General features: G+C 59.4%; 17 protein-coding genes and 2 tRNA genes. 2 read left to right on the top strand and 17 right to left on the bottom strand.

What is annotated here, in order from left to right; all coding sequences use genetic code 11:
• Window positions 1–407: 407 nt before the first annotated feature.
• The 11 genes from F8C90_RS09845 to F8C90_RS09895 form a co-directional block, all read right to left on the bottom strand.
• A tRNA-Ala gene (locus F8C90_RS09845) sits at window positions 408–483 on the bottom strand.
• Window positions 484–1,122: 639 nt separating this feature from the next.
• Window positions 1,123–1,986, bottom strand: a complete 864-nt coding sequence (locus tag F8C90_RS09850; RefSeq protein WP_158050341.1) for an Mrp/NBP35 family ATP-binding protein — start codon at window positions 1,984–1,986, stop codon at window positions 1,123–1,125.
• A 155-nt stretch (window positions 1,987–2,141) separates the two neighbouring features.
• Complete coding sequence (locus tag F8C90_RS09855; protein WP_158050342.1) at window positions 2,142–2,447, bottom strand: CDP-alcohol phosphatidyltransferase; 306 nt, start codon at window positions 2,445–2,447, stop codon at window positions 2,142–2,144.
• Between the two features lie 281 nt (window positions 2,448–2,728).
• Complete coding sequence (locus tag F8C90_RS09860; protein ID WP_158050343.1) at window positions 2,729–4,096, bottom strand: peptidase U32 family protein; 1,368 nt, start codon at window positions 4,094–4,096, stop codon at window positions 2,729–2,731.
• Window positions 4,097–4,152: 56 nt separating this feature from the next.
• Window positions 4,153–5,670 (bottom strand): cysteine--tRNA ligase, encoded by a 1,518-nt coding sequence (gene cysS, locus F8C90_RS09865; RefSeq protein WP_158050344.1) that lies wholly within the window; start codon window positions 5,668–5,670, stop codon window positions 4,153–4,155.
• Between the two features lie 54 nt (window positions 5,671–5,724).
• Entirely contained in the window at window positions 5,725–6,453 is a 729-nt protein-coding gene (cysE, locus tag F8C90_RS09870; RefSeq protein WP_158050345.1) for a serine O-acetyltransferase, read from the bottom strand.
• 36 nt (window positions 6,454–6,489) lie between these two features.
• On the bottom strand, window positions 6,490–6,984 hold the full coding sequence (gene ispF / locus F8C90_RS09875; protein ID WP_158050346.1) for a 2-C-methyl-D-erythritol 2,4-cyclodiphosphate synthase: 495 nt from the start codon (window positions 6,982–6,984) through the stop codon (window positions 6,490–6,492).
• A gap of 3 nt (window positions 6,985–6,987) precedes the next feature.
• Window positions 6,988–7,830, bottom strand: coding sequence for a 2-C-methyl-D-erythritol 4-phosphate cytidylyltransferase (ispD, locus tag F8C90_RS09880; RefSeq protein WP_158050347.1), 843 nt, complete (start codon window positions 7,828–7,830; stop codon window positions 6,988–6,990).
• A 536-nt stretch (window positions 7,831–8,366) separates the two neighbouring features.
• Window positions 8,367–10,949, bottom strand: coding sequence for an ATP-dependent Clp protease ATP-binding subunit (locus F8C90_RS09885; RefSeq protein WP_158050348.1), 2,583 nt, complete (start codon window positions 10,947–10,949; stop codon window positions 8,367–8,369).
• Window positions 10,950–11,138: 189 nt separating this feature from the next.
• The gene (locus F8C90_RS09890) at window positions 11,139–12,071 is read right to left on the bottom strand and encodes a XamI family restriction endonuclease (protein ID WP_158050349.1); all 933 of its coding nucleotides are present in this window, start codon (window positions 12,069–12,071) and stop codon (window positions 11,139–11,141) included.
• 5 nt (window positions 12,072–12,076) lie between these two features.
• Window positions 12,077–13,525, bottom strand: coding sequence for an Eco57I restriction-modification methylase domain-containing protein (locus tag F8C90_RS09895; protein WP_158050350.1), 1,449 nt, complete (start codon window positions 13,523–13,525; stop codon window positions 12,077–12,079).
• A 252-nt stretch (window positions 13,526–13,777) separates the two neighbouring features.
• Here F8C90_RS09895 and F8C90_RS09900 point away from each other — a divergent pair, with 252 nt between their 5' ends.
• Window positions 13,778–14,434: a TetR/AcrR family transcriptional regulator gene (locus F8C90_RS09900; protein ID WP_158050351.1), complete on the top strand. Its 657-nt coding sequence runs from the start codon at window positions 13,778–13,780 to the stop codon at window positions 14,432–14,434.
• On the opposite strand, the gene F8C90_RS09905 is transcribed toward F8C90_RS09900, so the two are convergent.
• From F8C90_RS09905 to F8C90_RS09930, 6 genes are all read right to left on the bottom strand, one after another.
• Window positions 14,397–15,320: an AEC family transporter gene (locus F8C90_RS09905; RefSeq protein ID WP_170264631.1), complete on the bottom strand. Its 924-nt coding sequence runs from the start codon at window positions 15,318–15,320 to the stop codon at window positions 14,397–14,399. The genes F8C90_RS09900 and F8C90_RS09905 overlap by 38 nt on opposite strands.
• Before the next feature lie 224 nt (window positions 15,321–15,544).
• Window positions 15,545–17,518: a lysine--tRNA ligase gene (gene lysS, locus F8C90_RS09910; protein ID WP_158050353.1), complete on the bottom strand. Its 1,974-nt coding sequence runs from the start codon at window positions 17,516–17,518 to the stop codon at window positions 15,545–15,547.
• 7 nt (window positions 17,519–17,525) lie between these two features.
• On the bottom strand, window positions 17,526–17,996 hold the full coding sequence (gene greA / locus F8C90_RS09915) for a transcription elongation factor GreA (RefSeq protein WP_158050354.1): 471 nt from the start codon (window positions 17,994–17,996) through the stop codon (window positions 17,526–17,528).
• A gap of 146 nt (window positions 17,997–18,142) precedes the next feature.
• A complete protein-coding gene (tatA, locus tag F8C90_RS09920) occupies window positions 18,143–18,406 on the bottom strand; it encodes a twin-arginine translocase TatA/TatE family subunit (RefSeq protein ID WP_158050355.1) in 264 nt (87 codons plus the stop codon).
• Window positions 18,407–18,587: 181 nt separating this feature from the next.
• Window positions 18,588–18,664 (bottom strand) — tRNA-Pro (locus F8C90_RS09925).
• A 191-nt stretch (window positions 18,665–18,855) separates the two neighbouring features.
• Window positions 18,856–19,068 carry a hypothetical protein gene (locus tag F8C90_RS09930; RefSeq protein WP_158050356.1) on the bottom strand — a complete coding sequence of 71 codons (213 nt, stop codon included), beginning with the start codon at window positions 19,066–19,068 and terminating at the stop codon, window positions 18,856–18,858.
• Between the two features lie 45 nt (window positions 19,069–19,113).
• Between F8C90_RS09930 and F8C90_RS09935 the strand changes: the two genes are divergently transcribed.
• Window positions 19,114–19,396: hypothetical protein (locus F8C90_RS09935; protein ID WP_211361090.1), on the top strand; the 283-nt coding region annotated here is incomplete at its 3' end.

Here is a 19,396-nt window from a genome sequence, read left to right on the forward strand (position 1 = left end):
CGTCGGTTTGATGACACAACCTGTCGGAAGAAATCATCGGGTGATGATAGAAAGGCCCAAGTCGGGAAAGATTTTCCTGGCTTGGGCCTTCATTGCCTCTTGACAATGTTCTACTCATATTAAACAGTGGCGAAAAACCGAGTTGCCCTCCGCAATGTGCATCTCGGACACGACCCGCTACCCCCGCTTCGCGAACGTGGCATAAAAAACGAGGTGTCCCGACTCAAGGTACACGCCAAACGGGAAATTCTGGCACGAAAACCGAGATATCCCAAGAGGAAGGCCCCCAAACGAGGAGAAGCCGTCGAATAGAAATCGCCTCGAACGAAGAACCTCGCGGAGTTCGAGCCCTCTAGCCTGGAGATAAAAAAATCGCTGGCCTATTGTTCGACCAGCGATTGAATTCATGGTGGAGAATAGGGGGTTCGAACCCCTGACCTCATGGCTGCCAGCCATGCGCTCTCCCAGCTGAGCTAATTCCCCGTAAAAGGTGCATCGACTATACTAACAGAACGACGATTTCGGTCAAGCACTTTTTTGAAAAAGTTTTCAGCGAGTTTGCTGAAGCCGCACACAGCGGTCGCGACGCCGCCGGCGAGCGCAAGAGGTCGCCATGCCCCGATAAGCCGCACGCGAGAACACGCGCACGCCACCATCCCCTTCCTCCGCAAAAAACATATGGGAGTTTCAGCGCAATCTCCTCGAGCAATTTAGCGATAAAACCCACAGCCGGACGCCGACTCGACATGATGCCGCCTGCTGCAAGATTGCGCCAGCGCGAGGCGCGAGCCCGAAAAATATTCCCCCAGCGCCCCAACCGGCTCCATCGATCACTCGTGTACAAAATTGACGATAAGTTGTGAGGAAATAGTGATGCTGCCTGATTATCCCTCTTAGCTGTCCCGAAAGTGTCGCATCAAAGGCGAAATCGCGTCGCGTTATTCCTCAGATTCGTTCATTTTGAGGAGTTATACATAGTTTCTGCATAACATATCGTCGTCTTTGTACAGGGGTACCGTGCCCTACCCCAAAAACAAAAGCGCCGCCTCATTGCGCGAGGCGGCGCTTGGTGAATCGCACGCTTGAGAAGCCTGCCCCTGGGGTCAAGCCTTCTCGCGAGCGCTATTCAGCCTTCTCTTCGGCCTCTTCGCGCTTTGCAGCCTCCACATGGGCGATGATGTCGTCGAGTGCACCGGCGACGTCGTATTCCTCGACCTTGCCCTCGTCGCACAGGGCTGCGAACTTCGGATCGATCGGCAGCGTAGCCACTGCGGGGATGCCGTATTTCTCGGCAACGGCAGCACCCTGAGGCTCGCCGAAGATATGATGCTCCTTGCCGCACTCGTCACACTTGAAGTACGCCATGTTCTCGACCAGGCCCACAACGGGGACATCCAGGTCGTGCGCCAAATTGACCGCCTTGCCGACGATCATGGCAACAAGCTCCTGAGGTGCGGAAACGGTGACGATGCCGTCAACGGGCAGCATCTGGAACACCGTGAGGAACACATCGGAGGTTCCCGGAGGCATGTCGATCAGCATGTAGTCGACGTCGCCCCAGTTGGTCTCGTCCCAGAACTGCTTGATGATGCCGGAAACGACCGGGCCGCGCCATGCGACGGGCATATCGCCCTTCGGGAGCATGAGGTTCACGGACATGACCTTGATGCCGCTGTCGGTGAGCGCCGGGTAGATGCCCGTCTCGTCAGCATGCAGCTTGTCGGTCACGCCGAACGTCTTCGGGATGGAGGGGCCGGTGACGTCCGCGTCCAGGATGCCGACGTTGAAACCCTTCTTGCGCAGCTCGCTTGCGAGCAGGCTCGTCACGAGGGACTTGCCAACGCCGCCCTTGCCGGACACAACGCCGATCACGTGCTTCACGTTGCTCGCCGCGTTGGTCGTGTACTTGGAAGGTGCCGTGCGCTCGCCGCAGCCCTCAACGCCGCAGCTGCCGCACGAATGCGAGCACTCTTGTTCTTCTGCCATAAGGCTTCTCTCTTTCTCGTCGTCTAAGCCAAAGGCCGCTCCCCCTGGCGCGACCACCGTTACGAGTCACATGGTATCACAACAGTAGCAATTAAAGAGGCGGCCGAAGCCGCCTTAAGGTTTTGCTATTTGATTGTTGAAATGGCCTTCGCCTTTTACTCGTCTTCGGGCTTTTCCGATGCGTAGAATGTCGCGTCGTCGAACACTTCCTTCAGGCTCTTGCCATCGACGAAGGGAATGTCGAGGAACTCGCCGACCGTCGGCACAAGCTCGCTGCAATCGACGTAGTGGCCCTTTTCGTTTTTCCGGGAGGTGTCCTGCGCGCGCCAGTACCGATCGTTCACATCGGTGAGGTAATAGCTCGCTCCATTGACGTCCATGTACACCGAATGCTTGGCGCGCAGGTACATGGGCATATCCTCAAAGGATATTTCGAGAGCATCGACCGCCTTGGTTCCCATAAGCGACCCCTTTCTTCGGGTTTACCTTGGGAACATGATATCAAGAAGCGCGCGGACTTTTAAGGGTTGGGCGAAGAAATAGCGAGCGCCAGGCGCTTTTTCGAAATCCCACGTGAAAGTGGCTATATCACGCCCCCGGGCGTAGCTATTCAGCAGGGGAAAACGAGTCGGGAGTTGGCGGGGCGACGCGACGGGAATCGCCTCGGGGGCGCGGCTCGTGTGTCCCGAAATGGGAACGTGACGCCCGCGAAGGTTGCGCCGATCGCGGGCGTCACGCCGTCTTACGCGCCCGAGCGCGCCGAGCGCCGGAAGCGGCGCACGCGTAGGAAGTCTCCCGCAGCGGGAAGGATGTCAGCGGCGTCGGCAGCGGTCCTAGCGGTGATCCCAACGTCGGCAGCGACATGGGTCGCGGGGTCAGCGGCGGCCACGGCGTCGGTGCGGGTCGCGATCCCAGCGCCTTCCCCAACCCCAACCTCGACATCAACCGAGAAGCGATAGATTCCGCACGAGCGATTCGCCACGGGTACGGGAACCGGCGCGGGATCGGGGTCGCCCTCCGTGGAATCGGGCAACCATGCGAGATTGCGCACGACAACGCGGGAAATAGGCACCCGCGGGCTGAGAATCTCGAGCTCCTCCCCTTCCGCAAAGCGATTGCGACAGCGCGCAACGATGGTGCGGGTCTCGAGGTCGGCGGTGATGACGTCGGCTACGTGCATCGCCTGCTGCTCGTAGCCATCGTAGTTAGGAGCCTGCTCGGCCTCGCCGAAGAAGAACCCCGTCCCATACGGGCGATGCGACACCGCTTCCAGCTCTGCAGCGAAATCGGCGGCCGGCGAGCCGTCGAGCACCTGCCGATACGCGTTCACCACGCTGGCCACGTAAAACGCCTTCTTGTTGCGCCCTTCGATCTTGATGGAGTCCACGCCCGCCGCTCGCAACGCGTCAAGGTGCGCAAGCATGTTCATATCCTTCGCGTTCATGATGAACGTGCCGCGGCCGTCCTCCTCGATGGGGAAATGCTCACCCGGGCGCTTCTCCTCCTCGAGCGTGTAGCTCCAGCGACAGGGCTGCGTGCAGTGCCCGCGGTTGCCCGAGCGACCGGTGAGATAGGAGCTGATGAGGCAGCGCCCCGAGACCGCCATGCACATGGCGCCGTGCGCGAACGCCTCGATTTCCATGTCTGCCGGCATGTCCTCGCGCATGCGGGCGATATCGTCAAGCGACATCTCCCGCGCGCACACCACGCGGCTCGCGCCCAGGCTATACCACACGCGCGCCGCCTCGGAGTTGGCGACGGACGCCTGGGTTGACACGTGGAGTGCAACGCGTGGAGCCACGCGACGGGCGATGGCAGCCGCCCCCAAGTCGCCGATGATGAAGGCGTCGACCCCTGCCGCATCGAGTGCGCGGAAATAGTCGGGCAGCGCAGCCAGGTCACCTTGCTCCATGAGGATGTTTGCGGTGACGTGCACCTTCACGCCCGCGGCGTGGGCGATTTCCACCGCAGCGGGAATGTCTTCGAGCACAAAGTTCGCCGCGCGGGCGCGCATACCGAAGCGATCTGAGGCCAGGTACACCGCGTCCGCGCCGAAGCGTACGGCAGCGCGCAGCTGTTCGATACCCCCTGCAGGCGCAAGGAGCTCCATATTGCGTTGGGTATTCAGATGATCACTCTTCCGCTCGTCTAAAGCACGCCTGCGCGCTACGCCATTTCCACCTGAGGGCCTTGCGGCGTGTCCTTGATCGTAAGGCCGAGCGCTGCCATGCCATCGCGCACGGCGTCGGCGCGGGCCCAATCCTTCGAAGCGCGCGCCTCGGCGCGAAGGGCCACGAGCGCCTCGACGGCCTCGGTTGCGTTGCCGCCCGCGTACCCGGCGAGCTCGGCGGCAAGATCGACGACCTCGACAGGATAGGCGTCGCCCTCGGCAGTGGCCGCCACAACGTCGATGCCGAACACGCCCATGAGCTCGGCGATCGAGTCGCGCGCGGCAATGAGCGCCGGCACGTCGGCCGCGGTGGGCTCCTTGCCTGCAATCGCGCTGTTCACGTCACCAACCAGGGTAAACACCGCGCCCAGTGCGGCGGGTGCGTTGAAGTCGTCGTCCATCGCGTCGACGAAGGCCGCGCGCGCCGCCTGCGTTGCCCCCTCGATCGCCGCAGCGTCGAGCGCGCACGCGCCCTCGGCCGTCGCGGACGCGAGCAGCCACTCAAGGTTCTTCACCGTGTTCTCGATGCGTGTGAGCGCCGCATCGGCCTCGGCCAAGCGGGCGTCGCCGAACACGAGCGGGCTGCGATAGTGCGTCTGCAGCATGAGCATGCGCAGCGTCTCGGGACGCACGATGTCGAGCGCCTCGTGCAGAAGCAGAAAGTTGTTGAGCGATTTCGACATCTTCTCGATCTCGCCGGTCTTCTCGTTGGCAATCTGGAGCATGCCGGAGTGCATCCAATGGCGCGCGAACGTGCAGCTGCATGCCGCCTCGCTTTGCGCGCGCTCGTTCTCGTGATGCGGGAACACCAGGTCAGCGCCGCCGCCATGGATATCGAAGGGAAGCCCCAGGTACTTGCGAGACATGGCCGAGCACTCGATGTGCCAGCCCGGACGCCCCTTGCCCCAGGGGGAATCCCACGAAGGCTCGCCGGGCTTGGCCGCCTTCCACAGCGCGAAATCGAGCGGGTCGCGCTTGCGCGCCTCAAGACCCTGGCCATCGGCGCGAAGCTCGCGGTGGCCCGATTCCATCTCGTCGATGTTGCGGCCCGAAAGCTCACCGTAGGCGGGATACGAGCGCACGCTGAAGTACACATCGCCTTCGACCTCGTAGGCGTGACCACCGTCGACGAGCTCTTGCACAAGCGCGATCATATCGGGAATCTCACCTGTGGCGCGCGGGCGCACGTCGGGGTCGAGCACGCCGGCCGCGTGCATGTCGTCGATGAACGCCTGGGTGTACTCGGCGGCAACCTCTGCAGCACTTCTACCCTCTTCACCTGCACGTTTAATGATCTTGTCGTCGACGTCGGTGACATTTTGCACAAACGTCACGTCGAAGCCGCGCCAGATGAGGTAGCGGCGAATCACGTCGAAGCTGATAAACGTGCGCGCGTTACCGATGTGGATGCGGTTGTACACGGTCGGGCCGCAGACGTACATGCTGATCTTGCCGGGCTCCTTCGGCTGGAACTCGACTTTTTGGCGCAGCTTAGTGTCGTAAATCTTAATCATAAGGTTCCTGATACTTTCTTGTGATAGCTGGGGAAGCGCTCGCTTGGCGGGCGCCTAGCCTTCTTCCAAATCCTCCGAGTTTACGGGATCGACATCGGCGAGCGCCTTCTTGAACTGCGGGCAGACCTCGTCGCGCAATGCGGCGATCTGCGCCTCCAGATAGTCGATGCGCGCGCAGTTGGAGCGATGCTGCTCTTCCACGATATCGGGAAGATTCTCCATGCGCTTCGCGGCGGCGGACTGCTCGCTGGTGACGCGCTTGCCGTCGCGCTTGACGATGCGCCCGGGGATGCCGACGACCGTGCAGTTGGGCGGCACGTCCTTCACCGCCACCGCGCCACCGCCGATCTTGGAGTTATCGCCGACGGTGATGTTGCCGAGCACCGCCGCGCCCACGCCCACGATGACGTTGTTGCCGAGGGTCGGATGACGCTTACCGGTCTCGTTGCCGGTTCCGCCGAGCGTGACGCCCTGGTAGAGCGTGCAATCATCGCCGATGATGGTTGTCTCGCCGATGATGACGCCCATGGCGTGGTCGATGAAGAACCGACGGCCGATCTGGGCACCCGGGTGAATTTCCACACCTGTCATGAAGCGAGTGAACTGCGACGATATGCGCGCGAGGCTCTTTAGGCCATGATTCCACAGCCAGTGCTCCACCACATGCGACCAGCGCGCATGGAGGCCCGGGTAGGTGAGCCAAATAACGAACGAGCTTTGCGCAGCAGGATCTCGCTCCTTAACAGCGCGGACATCTTCGGCGATCGTCTTGAAAATATTCATAGCAAACCCCTCTGTTCAAGTAGGATTATAGCAAACTCAATCCGTACATCGAACGAGAAGAGCCACCGCCGTAGCCGAAATGCCCTCTTCGCGGCCCTCAAAGCCCAAATGCTCAGTCGTGGTCGCCTTCACGCCCACGTTTTCAGGTGAGATACCCATCGCGCGCGCCAGATTCTCGCGCATCTGATCGCGATAAGGAGAAAGCTTCGGTGCCTGGGCCGCGATGACGCTGTCGACGTCGAGGATCTCGTATCCGCGCTCGCGCACGAAATCGGCAACGGCGGCGAGCAGCTTCATGGAGTCGGCGCCTTCGTAGGCGGGGTCAGTGTCGGGGAACAGCTTGCCGATGTCCCCTCCGCGAACGCCGCCCAAAAGCGCGTCGGCCACCGCATGCGCGAGCACGTCGGCGTCGGAGTGCCCGAGAAGGCCCCGCGTATGGGGAATGTCCACGCCGCCCATGATGAGCTTTCGCCCTTCCACGAGCTGGTGAACATCGTAGCCTTGACCAATCCGGAGGTTCCTAGGGTCCATCGGTTATTCCTCCGGCTGTTTCAGGTAGAGCGCCCGCACGGCGGCGGCGAGCATCATGTAGTCCTCGGGCACCGTGAGCTTGATGTTGTTGCGCTTGCCTTCCACCACGAGGACCTTGCCACCGAGGCGCTCGATAAGCGACGAATCGTCGGTCCCCACGAAGCCATCGGAAAGCGCGCTCGCATGCGCACGGCGATAGATTCCCGTGCGGAAGACCTGCGGAGTCTGCGCATCCCAGAACACCCGACGATCGGGCGTGCCCATGATGACGCCGTCTTCCACAATCTTCAACGTATCAACCGCAGGGTGCCCCACGATGACGCCATCGCAATCGATGTTGCCCTTGCAGGTATTGATGGTGTGCAAGATGAGCTCGGGGGAAACGAGCGGGCGCGCGCCATCGTGCAAGACGACGTAGTCGTACTCGTCGGTGACGTACTCGAGGCCGGAGAACGCCGACTCCTGGCGCGAGGGGCCCGAGGGCGCGACCACGATGGGCGTAACGAACGGGAACGGGTTGATTGCGCGGTTGAGATATTCCTCCTGGCGGTCCTCGGGGCACACGATGACGATGAGCCCCACGTCGCCCACGGCGTCGAACGCCTCTGCCGACCAGGTGAGAATGGGCTTCCCGGCGATTTCGACGAGCTGCTTGCCGCCTTCGCGACCGAAACGCTCGCCCGAACCGCCCGCCAGGATGATGGCGGCCGTCTTCGGCTTGGGGTCGACAACGCCCTGCAGGCCGCACACCGTTTTCGTGAGCGCATCGAAGTCGAGGTCATCGAACATCGCGTCCGGCACATCGAGCACGGAGGGCGTGTAGATGGGGTCGATCGTTTTCGGCATGAGAGTCCTTCCCTTGTTCGTCGGGTCGCGAAGATGCGAGCGCGAGCGCGCCGCCGGCAATCCGGCGTATCGTTTGCCTGCTATTCTACGGCAAGCAGCTCGCGAGCGGAGACATTCCGCATAACAAGTTGAAAGAGGCTACGGGCTGCGCGCGGGTGCGGGCGCGGGATGCGGGGCGCGAACGGTGGCAGGCTGCGGGCGGGAGGTCACGCGGGTGGGTAACCCCGCTCGGATGTAGCAGTCCACCAACTTCGCGGTCAACAGAACGAGTTGATGGTCGCGCCATCGGCGTATCTGTCCGCAAAGCGCTGTTTGAACTCGGCAGAGCAATCCTTGCTCAGCAAATCAATCCCCTAACGCAGAAGACCCCTATAGGAGAGGCAGAGCATTGTCTGTCCAACTATAGGGGTTCACTGCAGAAATGGGAGGCAGTTCAATATAGGTACCCGCCTGATGGGTTTGCCATGCGCTCGCAGCGTGGCGTTCGCCAGCACGCACTCGCGCACGCCGCCCAGCCCGCTTGGGGGACTCGTGCGCTAGTCTGCGGCGCCGCCCGACGCCGTGCCGCCGCCTGAGCCCGCGCTCGGCAAGCCAGCGTGGCCCAAATCGTAGTTCGTGAGCAGAAGCTCGGCATCGCGCGCGATGCTGTCGCGCTTGCGCGGCGCGGGAACGACGCCCGACCCCTGCTTGAATTCGAGATTCTCGCCGGACTCGTCCACGTCCACATCCACGATGGAACCGCTCTGCCACTTGCCTTCCAGAATCTGCTCGGAAAGCGGATCCTCCAGCAAGCGCTGGATCGCGCGGCGCAGCGGACGGGCGCCGAACGTCGTGTCGGTGCCCTCCTTCGCGATGAGCTTCGTCGCCGCGGGCGTCAGGTTGATCGACATGTTCTGCGCAATCATGCGCTCGCGCAAATCGGCCACCATAAGCTCGACAATCTGGGCGATCTGCTCGTCGGTGAGCGACTTGAACACGATAATCTCGTCGATGCGGTTCAAGAACTCGGGCCTGAACAGCTTCTTCATCTCGGCCATCACGCGGCTTTTAATCTCCTTGTCGGAAAGCCCCGCACGGTCGTTGCCGGAAAAGCCGAGCGGCGTCGTCTGCGCAATCTCGCGCGCACCGACGTTCGACGTCATGATGATGACCGTGTTGCGGAAGTCGACGGTGCGGCCCTGCGCATCGGTCAGGCGCCCTTCCTCGAGAATCTGCAGCAGGATATTGAAGACATCGGGATGCGCCTTCTCGATCTCGTCGAAGAGCACGACCGAGTACGGCTTCTGGCGCACAGCCTTCGTGAGCTGACCGCCCTCGTCGAAGCCGACGTAGCCCGGGGGCGAGCCCACCAGACGGCTCACGCTGTGCTTTTCCATATACTCGGACATGTCGAAGCTCAAAAGCGCGTCCTCGGAATTGAACAGGAACTCGGCGAGCGCCTTGGAAAGCTCGGTTTTGCCCACGCCGGAAGGCCCTAAGAAGATAAAGCTGCCCGCTGGACGCTTCGGGTCCTTCAAGCCCGCGCGGCTGCGGCGGATGGCCTTCGAGAGCGCCGTCACGGCCTCGTCCTGGCCGATGACGCGCTCGTGCAGCACGCTTTCCATGCGAAGGAGCTTCTCGGTTTCGGCCTCAGTCAAGTTGGAAACCGGCACGCCCGTGGTCATGGAAACCACATCGGCGATGTCCTTCACCGTGACCTGGGACACCTGTTTGGAGGTATCTTCCTCCCACTTCTTTTCGGCCTGCTCGCGCTCGGTCTTGAGCTTGCTTTCCTTGTCGCGAAGCTCGGCTGCGGTCTCGAAATCTTGCGCGCCGATGGCCTTGTCCTTCTTGGAGCGGACCTCGCGCAGCTTATCGTCCAAATCGCGCAGCTCCTTGGGCAGCGTCATGTTGCGAATGCGCATGCGCGCACCAGCCTCGTCGATCACGTCGATCGCCTTGTCGGGAAGAAAGCGGTCCTGGATGTAGCGGTCAGACATCTCCACGGCTGCCTGGAGCGCCTCGTCGGTGAAGTGCACCTGATGGTGCGCCTCATAACGATCGCGCAGACCGCCCAGGATGCGGATGGCCTGCTCCTCGTTGGGCTCACCGACGGTGATGGGCTGGAAGCGGCGCTCGAGCGCGGAGTCCTTCTCCAGATGCTTGCGGTACTCGTCGATGGTCGTGGCACCGATGACCTGAATCTCGCCGCGCGACAGCGGCGGCTTCAAGATGGCCGCGGCGTCGATGGAGCCCTCGGCAGAGCCCGCGCCGATGAGCGTGTGCATCTCGTCGATGAACAGGATGATGTCACCCGCGTCCTGCACCTCTTTGATGCACTTCTTCAGGCGGTCCTCGAACTCGCCGCGATACTTGCTGCCCGCCACAAGCGCAGACACGTCAAGCGTGAACAGGCGCTTGTTTCGCAGAAGGTCGGGTACCTGGTTCGCGACGATAAGCTGCGCGAGCCCTTCCACGACTGCGGTTTTGCCGACACCGGGCTCACCGATGAGCAGCGGGTTGTTCTTCTGGCGGCGCGAGAGCACCTGCATGACGCGCTCGATCTCGCCCGCACGGCCGATGACTGGGTCGAGCTTGCCGTCGGATGCCTTCTTGGTAAGGTCGGTGCCGAACTCCTTGAGCATGCTATCGGGGGACGGCCCCATCGCATCGAAAGCGCCGCGGCCGGCATAGACCGGGCTCTGCCCCACCAGATCGTTCAAGGCGCCGCGGATATCATCGCCCTTCACGCCCAGGCGGCCGAGCACGTCGAGAGCCGTTCCCTCGCCCTCGCGCACGATGCCCAAAAGCAGGTGCTCAGTCGAGATGTAGGACTGCCCCATCTGCATAGCCTCGCGCAGCGAGTTCTCGAGCACGCGCTTCACGCGCGGAGTGAAGGAAAGGTGCCCGGACACATCGGCGTTCTCGTCGATGGTCACCACCTGGCGGATGGCCTGCACCACCGCGTCGTATTTGATATTCAGACGCTCGAGCGCCTGAGCGGCAAGGCCCTCTTTTTCCTGAATCAGCCCGAGCAGGATATGCTCGGTGCCCACATAGGGCTGGTGAAGGCCGCGGGCCTCGTCCTGCGCCAGCACGAGCACCTTGCGCGCCTTGTCAGTGAACTTGTCAAATGACATGTATCCTCGTTTCTCACAAGGTCGTTTGTTTGCGATTCATACTAGCACTCTTGTCAAGTGAGTGCTAACTCGGGGGCTCTTCACTATCAAGCCTACAAGAAAAGGTGCCCGGATGGAGCGCCTTAGCGGACAGAAGCTTCCCATATCAGCTCAAGATATGGACAGCCCTAGGATTGCCCCTGCAAATAACTACTCGGATTTCGTACCGTTAATGAAATCTATCAAAGGAGTTAAGTTTGACGAACAGAATAGGTAGGCACCGTCATCTTGCGCAGAAACCAGATTTGCCGCTTTAAAACAACCTTGAATCACCACGCCGGAAACGCATTGTTTTCCGAAACTGCCTGCCCATTTCTTTACTTTATCCACCGCCTCATGATTGAGTCGCTTGAACGAATTTACTTCGCTATTCGAAACTTTGCACTCAAGACACATTATTCTGCCGTCATAGAGTCCCAAAACGACATCGGCCTTCGTCCCCGCCACCAAGGTCTCCCTGTCGAATAGCTCTCCTTTCCCGGGACCATTCGACAGCAATTCGAACGACTTGCTCGCAACGCTTTTCAGCCCGCATCTCGCTATTAACGCCTCGCGAACAGCCTGCTCTTGTCTTTTGCTCGAAGACCCTCTCATGAGGGTTTTCGTCTTTTGTTCAGCCGCCAAAGCCGCAACAGCAACAGCTGCGGCATGCCTCTCGCTATCGGTAGGAGCTGTATCCGCATCAAGCCACGAGAAAATATCCCTATTCAAATTTCGCTCAAGATAGCCGAGCGCAGATTGGCTGAGCCCGATGTCGGAAAATTTACTCGCCGACACTGTACCGGTATCGGATAAATTCTTGAAATCATCCTCACTTACGGTCGGCCTACACATATTTCTGAGCGTTTGGAGATATCCGGAAATGAGCAATTCTTGGCCGCTTTCCGACGACAGCGACCTCAAAGCCTTTGTGCGTTCAAAAACTGCTTCAACGTCTTCGAGCGCCTTTTCGAAGCTTTCGTGATAGCGCTCCGCGAGGTGATTCTCCGCTTCATGTCGAGCTCTGACGAAATCCTCCGTCATCGTAAGAGACATCTCAACCAATTCAAGCCATGTGTAGCGCTTCGGCAAATCATCAGTCATTTCAATCACCCTTCAAGCACTTCAAGAGGGGGAACCATGATAGCTTCGACTTCCCTCGGTTCGTATTTCACTAACCCGCCGCAATACACCCTGCCATCCGCTGAGTTCACATTCAAGTTCAAATATTCAGTTAGATTGCTCAGAGCATGTTCGGATAACTTGACTTTAGGATACAGGCCATGAATGGTATTGAGCATGGGGAGGCTTTTATCGTTCTTAACGAAAGTCGGGCCTGACCTGGACATATAAGTCATCATTACGGCCGGTGCCTTTGGCGGCTTTATAGACCACCACGCTCTACGGCTTCTTGCGATATATCCCTGATCGACGCCCTTCGTCAACCCGTCCTCCAGTATCCTCGCAGCCGCAGTTCTCAATGGCTCTGGCAACGATTCCAAATTGTCAGGCAAAACAATCAATTTTTTTAGCGCTTCCGGGTGGTTTTGAGCTTCGCAGTCGCCCATGATTTCTTTGGCCCGAGAGACGATAGGGACAGTCAACTCCTCAGGCACATCCCCTAAATCCCTATCGGGCCTCACCCAAAAATTATTATTTCCCGTCACAACTCCACGATGCACCGAGACCATAGACCCTAAGGGAACTAATTCACGTCCGCGATTTCGTCGGTCAATCTTTGAAGAATCGAGCAGAGGAAACCACCTGTCGGAAGAGCGCAACTCTCGCAAATTAACGAGCCTGAGATCTCCGTTCGGGGCTACAACGTCAACAGCTTCTCTGTCGAAATCTGAAAAAGCAAAGGCAATCGCAGTCGAGTTGGTACCTGCAAACACCTGCAATTTCCTGTCAAAGAGTTGGATTTTTTCTATAGGCAGTTTTTCAGTAAGCAGCTTTCTAACAAAAGACCCGTATCCGATATCCAACCATTCGGCGCTTGTTAGAAGTTCGGCATAGTCGCCCTTTTGCCATAATTCCGCAATGTGAGCAATAAAATGCACGTGTAGTCCCGACAGAGCGCTTGCAGAAACACCAAGCCTTTCCGCCGTTTGCTTAAGACGGTTTTTCTCTTCTTTAGTTATCTCGTGGTGACGAACATAGGGAGGATTACCTATCCATAGCGTCTTTCCTCGCCCCGACGGCAATTCGAAGTCCATGAAATTCAGATTCAATATCTTTATATTCTTATCCAAATGATTTCTTCGAACGTTTTCAGCGCACATCTCGCATGCAAGAGAAGAGCTGTCTACCGCATAAATAACGGCATTGGGGAATGCACGAGCGGCAGCTAGAGCAAATCTACCGCTTCCACATCCGCAATCCACAACAATGTCTGGATCGATATTCGATTTTGCATCCGAAATCATCATTTCCACAATGCGGAGAGGGGTGTAGACGCTGCCATTTTTTCGCCGTTCGGCAGCCGAATGCGACGCAATGTAGTTATCGCCGATTGGGTCACCAACTGTCCAAATCTGGTCTTTGTCCTTTTGGACCATTTCTCACCCCCCACATTTCTGCATATAGCGCTAAGGCAAAGCTGCCGAGCCGATTGATAAGTACGCAAGCCGTAAGTAAAACGAATTATACCCGTTGGGCAACGTCGGAAATAGTTGTGCAACAACAGGCTGCACGGAATCGAAGCCAAAGGCGCCCCGGACGGGCTCGCTCGGGAAGAACCCTCGAGTCTGCTAAACTAAGAAGTCACTCGTAAAGTAATCGATACCGAAGAGTCCGCAAGGAAAAAGGCCTTGAAACACCTGGAGAGCGACACCGCCATTAAAGAGGCGCTTTTGCGCGTCATGCGCTCGCGCACCCTCGATTCCGTAAGCGTCGCGGAACTCGCACGGCAGGCGCAGGTAAGCCGTACAACCTTTTACGCCCATTTCAACAACGTGTACGAAGTGTTTCAAGCGCTCATCGGCGATTACATGGCCGACGTGCAGTCGCTCGACGGCCGCCTCTCGGACATGAGGCCGCATGCGCCCCGGACCTACCCCGATTCCAACGGCGTCGCGGACGGCCCTGGCGAAGCGCGCCCGTCGTGCCGAACCGGCTGCATCGCGATTCCCTATTGCCAAAAAATCCGTAGCGCCGGAAAGTACGCGCCCGTCGTCGCCGACCCGCGGTTCCTTCCGGAACTTCTTCGGTCCGATCATTCGATCGACAGGGAATTCTTCTCCGAACGACTTGCCGGCTCGAGCCTTTCGCGACGGCAGATCAAGGCGCTCTGCGTCTTCCAGATGAGCGGATGCCACGCGCTCGCGACGTCCGGCCTTGCCTCAGAGGGCGATTGGCCCGAGCTTCAGGAGACCATCGACGCGTTCATCGACGGCGGAATCACCGCCCTTGGGAAAAAGCATGCAGCGCTTACAGGAACGCAAGCAGCTGAACAAGGGGTATCGTGACCACGCTCGCAATAAGCGTGACGACGGTCATCCCCGCCGCATAGTCCCCTTCATGCCCATTTTGCTTCGCGATCATGGGAACGACGGTCATGATGGGAAGCGACATGATGACCACCATCGCGATGCAGAATTCCTGAGGCAGGCCGATCGCCTGCATGATATGCCCTCCGACAACGGGCAGCAACACCATTTTCACCGCGATGCCGACGTAGAGCTCCGGGCAGCGCAACGCCAGGCTCCATTTGCTGAAGCAGAGCATCGCCCCCAGATACATCATGCACAAAGCACTCGTTGCGCTTGAAATCGTAGCAAGCGTGTCGCAAATGACCTGGGGAAACCGTACCTGAAGCACGATGCAGGCAAGAGCGAGCGCCAACGCGACGATGTTCGGCGTAAGAAAGCTTCTCGGGCTGAAGCGCGCCTTTCGATCGCGCGCCGTCGCAAGCCAAACGCCGAACGTCCAAAACACCGCCTGATCGACAATGGAGAAAAGGGCCAAGTACAAAAGCCCCGTGCCGGGAAAAAGCGCCGAGAGCAACGGCATCCCGACGAACCCCGTGTTGCCGAAAACGAAGCAGAGCATGAACACCCGGTCGCGATCGGGGCGGATGCGCATCACCTTCGCGATAAGGAAAGTCACCGCGGTAATCGACGCGTAGAAGACCACGGAGAAGACGATGGCCAACGCATTGTCCGCAACCATTTGCCATGTCGTCCCGTGGAAGGTCGACCAAAACAGCAGCACTGGGAGGAAAACCTTCGTGATGAGCTTCGCGAGCTGCGGCAAATAATCCCGCGTGATGATGGAAAGCTTCCCCGCCGCGAAACCGACGCACAAGATGAGAAAGAAGATGATCATCCTCTCAAGCGTTATCTCGAATGCCATTACCAACCCCTTCTTTCCCATTGAAATACGCCCGTCTGAAGAAACGGGCGCGCCGTTTAAGCCCATCATGGATGTGCCGACAGGAGGAAAGAAGTGCAAGTATGGGAATGGTGTTCAGTTCCAACAGCCCTACGACGGCCCCAGTGCGCAAAACGGCCCCTCGGCACCGCGCTCTCGCGCAGCACCAAGGAGGCCACTCCAACGTTTTGTCGCAGAAAATGCGATTAGTACAGCTTCGCACCTGCGGGGATGCGGTCGCTTACCATGAGCAGGTTCAGGCGCTCCTCGGTGGCGTCGCCTTCGACCTTCTCCTCGTGCACGGCGGAAAGCAGCATGCCGCAGGACTCAACACCCATCATCTTGCGCGGCGGCAGGTTCACAATCGCGACGAGCGTCTTGCCAACGAGCTCTTCGGGCTCGTAGTACGCATGGATACCGGACAGGATAATGCGGTCGGCATCGGTGCCGTCGTCGAGCGTGAACTGCAGCAGCTTCTTGGACTTAGGCACGGCGACGCATTCCTTCACCTTAACAGCGCGGAAGTCTGACTTGCTGAAGGTGTCGAAGTCGACCTGTTCCTCGAACAGCGGCTCGATGACCACCTTCGAGAAGTCGATCGACTCGGGCTCAGACGCTGCCTCAGCAGCCTCCGCCTTCGCAGCGCGCGCCGCAGCAGCCGCCGCAGCAGCCTTACCGCTCGAAGGTGCCTCATCCTTCATATGCGGGAAAAGCAGCACGTCGCGGATGGTGGCGGAGTCGGTGAGCAACATCGTCAGGCGGTCGATGCCCACGCCCACGCCGCCCGCCGGCGGCATGCCGTACTCGAGTGCGCGGATGTAGTCGGCATCGTAGCCCATTGCCTCATCGTCGCCCATATCCTTCGCCTCGACCTGCGCGCGGAAGCGCTCGGCCTGGTCAACGGGGTCGTTCAGCTCGTTGAAGGCGTTCGCGTACTCGTGTCCGCAGATGAACAGCTCGAATCGCTCGGTGAGCTCGGGGTTGTCAGCCTTCTTCTTCGCAAGCGGGGAAATCTCGAGCGGATGGTCGCACACGAAGGTGGGCTGCACGAGCTTCTCCTCGGCAACAGCCTCGAAGATCTCGCTGATGAGTTTGCCCTTGCCCCATGCATCTTCCGCATGGCCGCCGTTTTTCTCCAGGATGGCGACGAGCTCTTCGCGCGTGCGGTCGAAGGACACTTCCTCGCCCGCATGCTCGCTCGCGAGCTCCATCATGGTCGCACGGCGCCATTCGCCCGACAGGTCGATCTCGGTGCCCTGGTAGGTAACCTGTAACGTACCGCAAGCCTCCATGGCGGCGGCTTGGATGAAGCCTTGCGTGAGCTCCATCATACCGTCGAGGTCGGAGAACGCCTGATAGGCCTCCATCGTGGTGAACTCGGGGTTGTGGTACGGGTCCATGCCCTCGTTGCGGAACTGGCGACCGATTTCGAAAACCTTCTCGAAACCGCCCACGAGCAGGCGCTTCAAGGGCAGCTCGGTCGCGATGCGCAGGAAGTAGTCGCGATCGAGCGCGTTGAAGTGCGTGACGAACGGTTTTGCGTTCGCGCCGCCCAAGATAGGATGCAGAAACGGCGTTTCGACCTCGTAGAAGCCCTGCTGTTCCATGTAGCGGCGGATGGCTGCCACGATCTTGAAACGCTTCTCGAACGTGTTTTTGACCTCGGGGTTCATGACGAGGTCGACATAGCGCTGACGATAGCGCGTCTCCTTGTCGGCCAGGCCGTGGAACTTCTCCGGCAGCGGGCGCAGCGACTTGGACAGAAGCTCGTAGCCCGTGACGGCGACGGAAAGCTGGCCGCGCTTCGTGCGCATCATGGTGCCGTGCACGCCGATCCAGTCACCCACGTCGAGGTCTTTCATCGCGGCGAAGACTTCCTCGCCGAGTGCGTTGATGCGGCAGAACAGCTGGATGTCGCCCGTCGCGTCGCGCAGCTCGAAGAAGGCGATCTTGCCCTGAACGCGCTTGGCCATGATGCGGCCCGCCACGTCGACTTCGTCCTCGGTGGAAGCACCGTCTTCGAGCGAGGCGTACTTCTCGTCGAGGTCGGTCAGGTGATGCGTGTAGTGGAACGCGTGGCCGTAGGGGTTCTCCCCCGCCTCGATAAGCGCCGCGCGCTTCGCCTTGCGAACCTCGATCGGGTCGTCTTCGATTACTTGCTTGGTAGTTTCGTCAGCCATACCTATCCTAGTGCTCGATCTTCAAAATCGTCATCTTGATGACGCGGCCGGTGGGGCCGGTGGTCCCGATCTCGTCGCCCTTCTTGTTGCCGAGAAGCGCCGCGCCCACGGGGGACTCGTTGGAGATCTTGCCGGCGGCCACGTCGGCCTCGGCGCCGCCCACGATGGTGAAGACACGCTCGCGGCCGCCCATGTCGACGGTGACAGTGGAGCCGATAGTCACCTTCGAGGAGCGCTTCGGCGCCTCGACGACAGTCGCTTCGGAGAGAATGCGGCCGATTTCGGCGATGCGCGCCTCCATCATGCCCTGTTCGTTCTTAGCGTCGTCGTACTCGGAGTTCTCGGAGATGTCGCCGAACTCGCGGGCAACCTTGATGCGCTCGCCCACTTCGGCGCGCTTCTCGGTCTCGAGATAGTGAAGCTCCTCTTCAAGCTTCTGGCGGCCCTCCGGCGTCAGGATGTAATTGCTGTCTGCCATGGTCAGTCCCTTCAAAAACACGAAGCGGCGCATCGCTTGATGCACCGTTTTCCCCGTTCAATCCCGATTACTTGGGAATAAACATACGAATGCGGCGCACGCCTTTACCGCTGCGCGCGCCGCAAATCCATCGATATGGATGAGTGTTACTCGCTCTTCTTCTTGACCGTCTTCTTCACGGTCTTCTTTGCGGGCGCTTCTTCCTCTTCGACTTCCTCGACCTCTTCCTCGTCTTCAGCCTCTTCGATTTCCTTCTTGTCCTTCTTGCCAGCGCCCATGCCGTCGCGCAGATTCTTCACGGTCTTGCCGAGAGCGCTGCCGAGCTTCGGGAGATTCTTCGGCCCGAAGATAAGCAGGATGACCGCAAGGATGATGAGCAATTCCGGAGTGCCCATACCAAAGATCTTCATACATTCCTCCAAATACGTTCCTGTATGCAACGAAATCGCACATGAATGCAGTGCTTGCGCTGAGCAGAAAGGGTATCACAACTGGGGAAAAACGGCGTAGATGGACAGAATTAACATATGCAAACCGACCCGCAGAAAAGAAAAACGGCGGCCTCCGAAGAGACCACCGTTTCGCATTCGATGGTCGGGATGACAGGATTTGAACCTGCGGCCTCTGCGTCCCGAACGCAGCGCTCTACCAAGCTGAGCCACATCCCGAAGTGCTGTTTGCGACAGCAAACGATATATTACCATAACGGCTTCGCTTGGCAAGCCCTTTTTTATGAGAAGAGAAAGCTCCTTCGCCGCGATGCCGGCGCGCCGCAGGCGAAGATACAAGTTCTGCTCGCAGGCGCACCGCCCGCGAGCTTGTTTACCTAGGCAGGCGCACCGCCCGCGAGCTTATTGGCCTAGCGAGAAAGAGCTGGTGCGGTCGATAGATGCGGGTTGTCGATCGTCACGCGCTGCGGCACGACCACGCACAAGATGACGCCTTCCGATATGACGTCGTCCCCATCATCGCGCGCGCAAACGTTCCAGAACAGCTTGCGGTAGCCCTTAGAGCTCGTCTCCCGACTTTTGCAGCATAACTGAATAGATTCCAGATTGTTCGCCCAGTTCAACGGGCTTTTTCTTTGTCAAGTTTTTACGACCTTATATGCCGTTGTATGGCTACGTATGGTATAATCAGGCATCGTGTAAACCCAGGTCAGGACGACTATATGTACCTCAGGAAGTCGAAGAAGCCCAACGGGCGCACATACCTCACCATCGTGCAGGGCTACCGCGACGCGAGCGGCAAGAACAGGGCCAGGACGGTCAAAAGCCTCGGCTACGTCGACGCCCTCGAGGCGGAGTTCGACGACCCCGTCGCCCACTTCGAGGAGGAGTGCAGGCGCATGACCGAGGAGGCCGCCAGGGCGCAGGCGCCCGTGACCGTGGAGTTCTCGG

This window comes from Ellagibacter isourolithinifaciens (genome assembly GCF_008831035.1).
In the GTDB taxonomy this organism is placed as follows: Bacteria; Actinomycetota; Coriobacteriia; order Coriobacteriales; family Eggerthellaceae; genus Ellagibacter; species Ellagibacter isourolithinifaciens.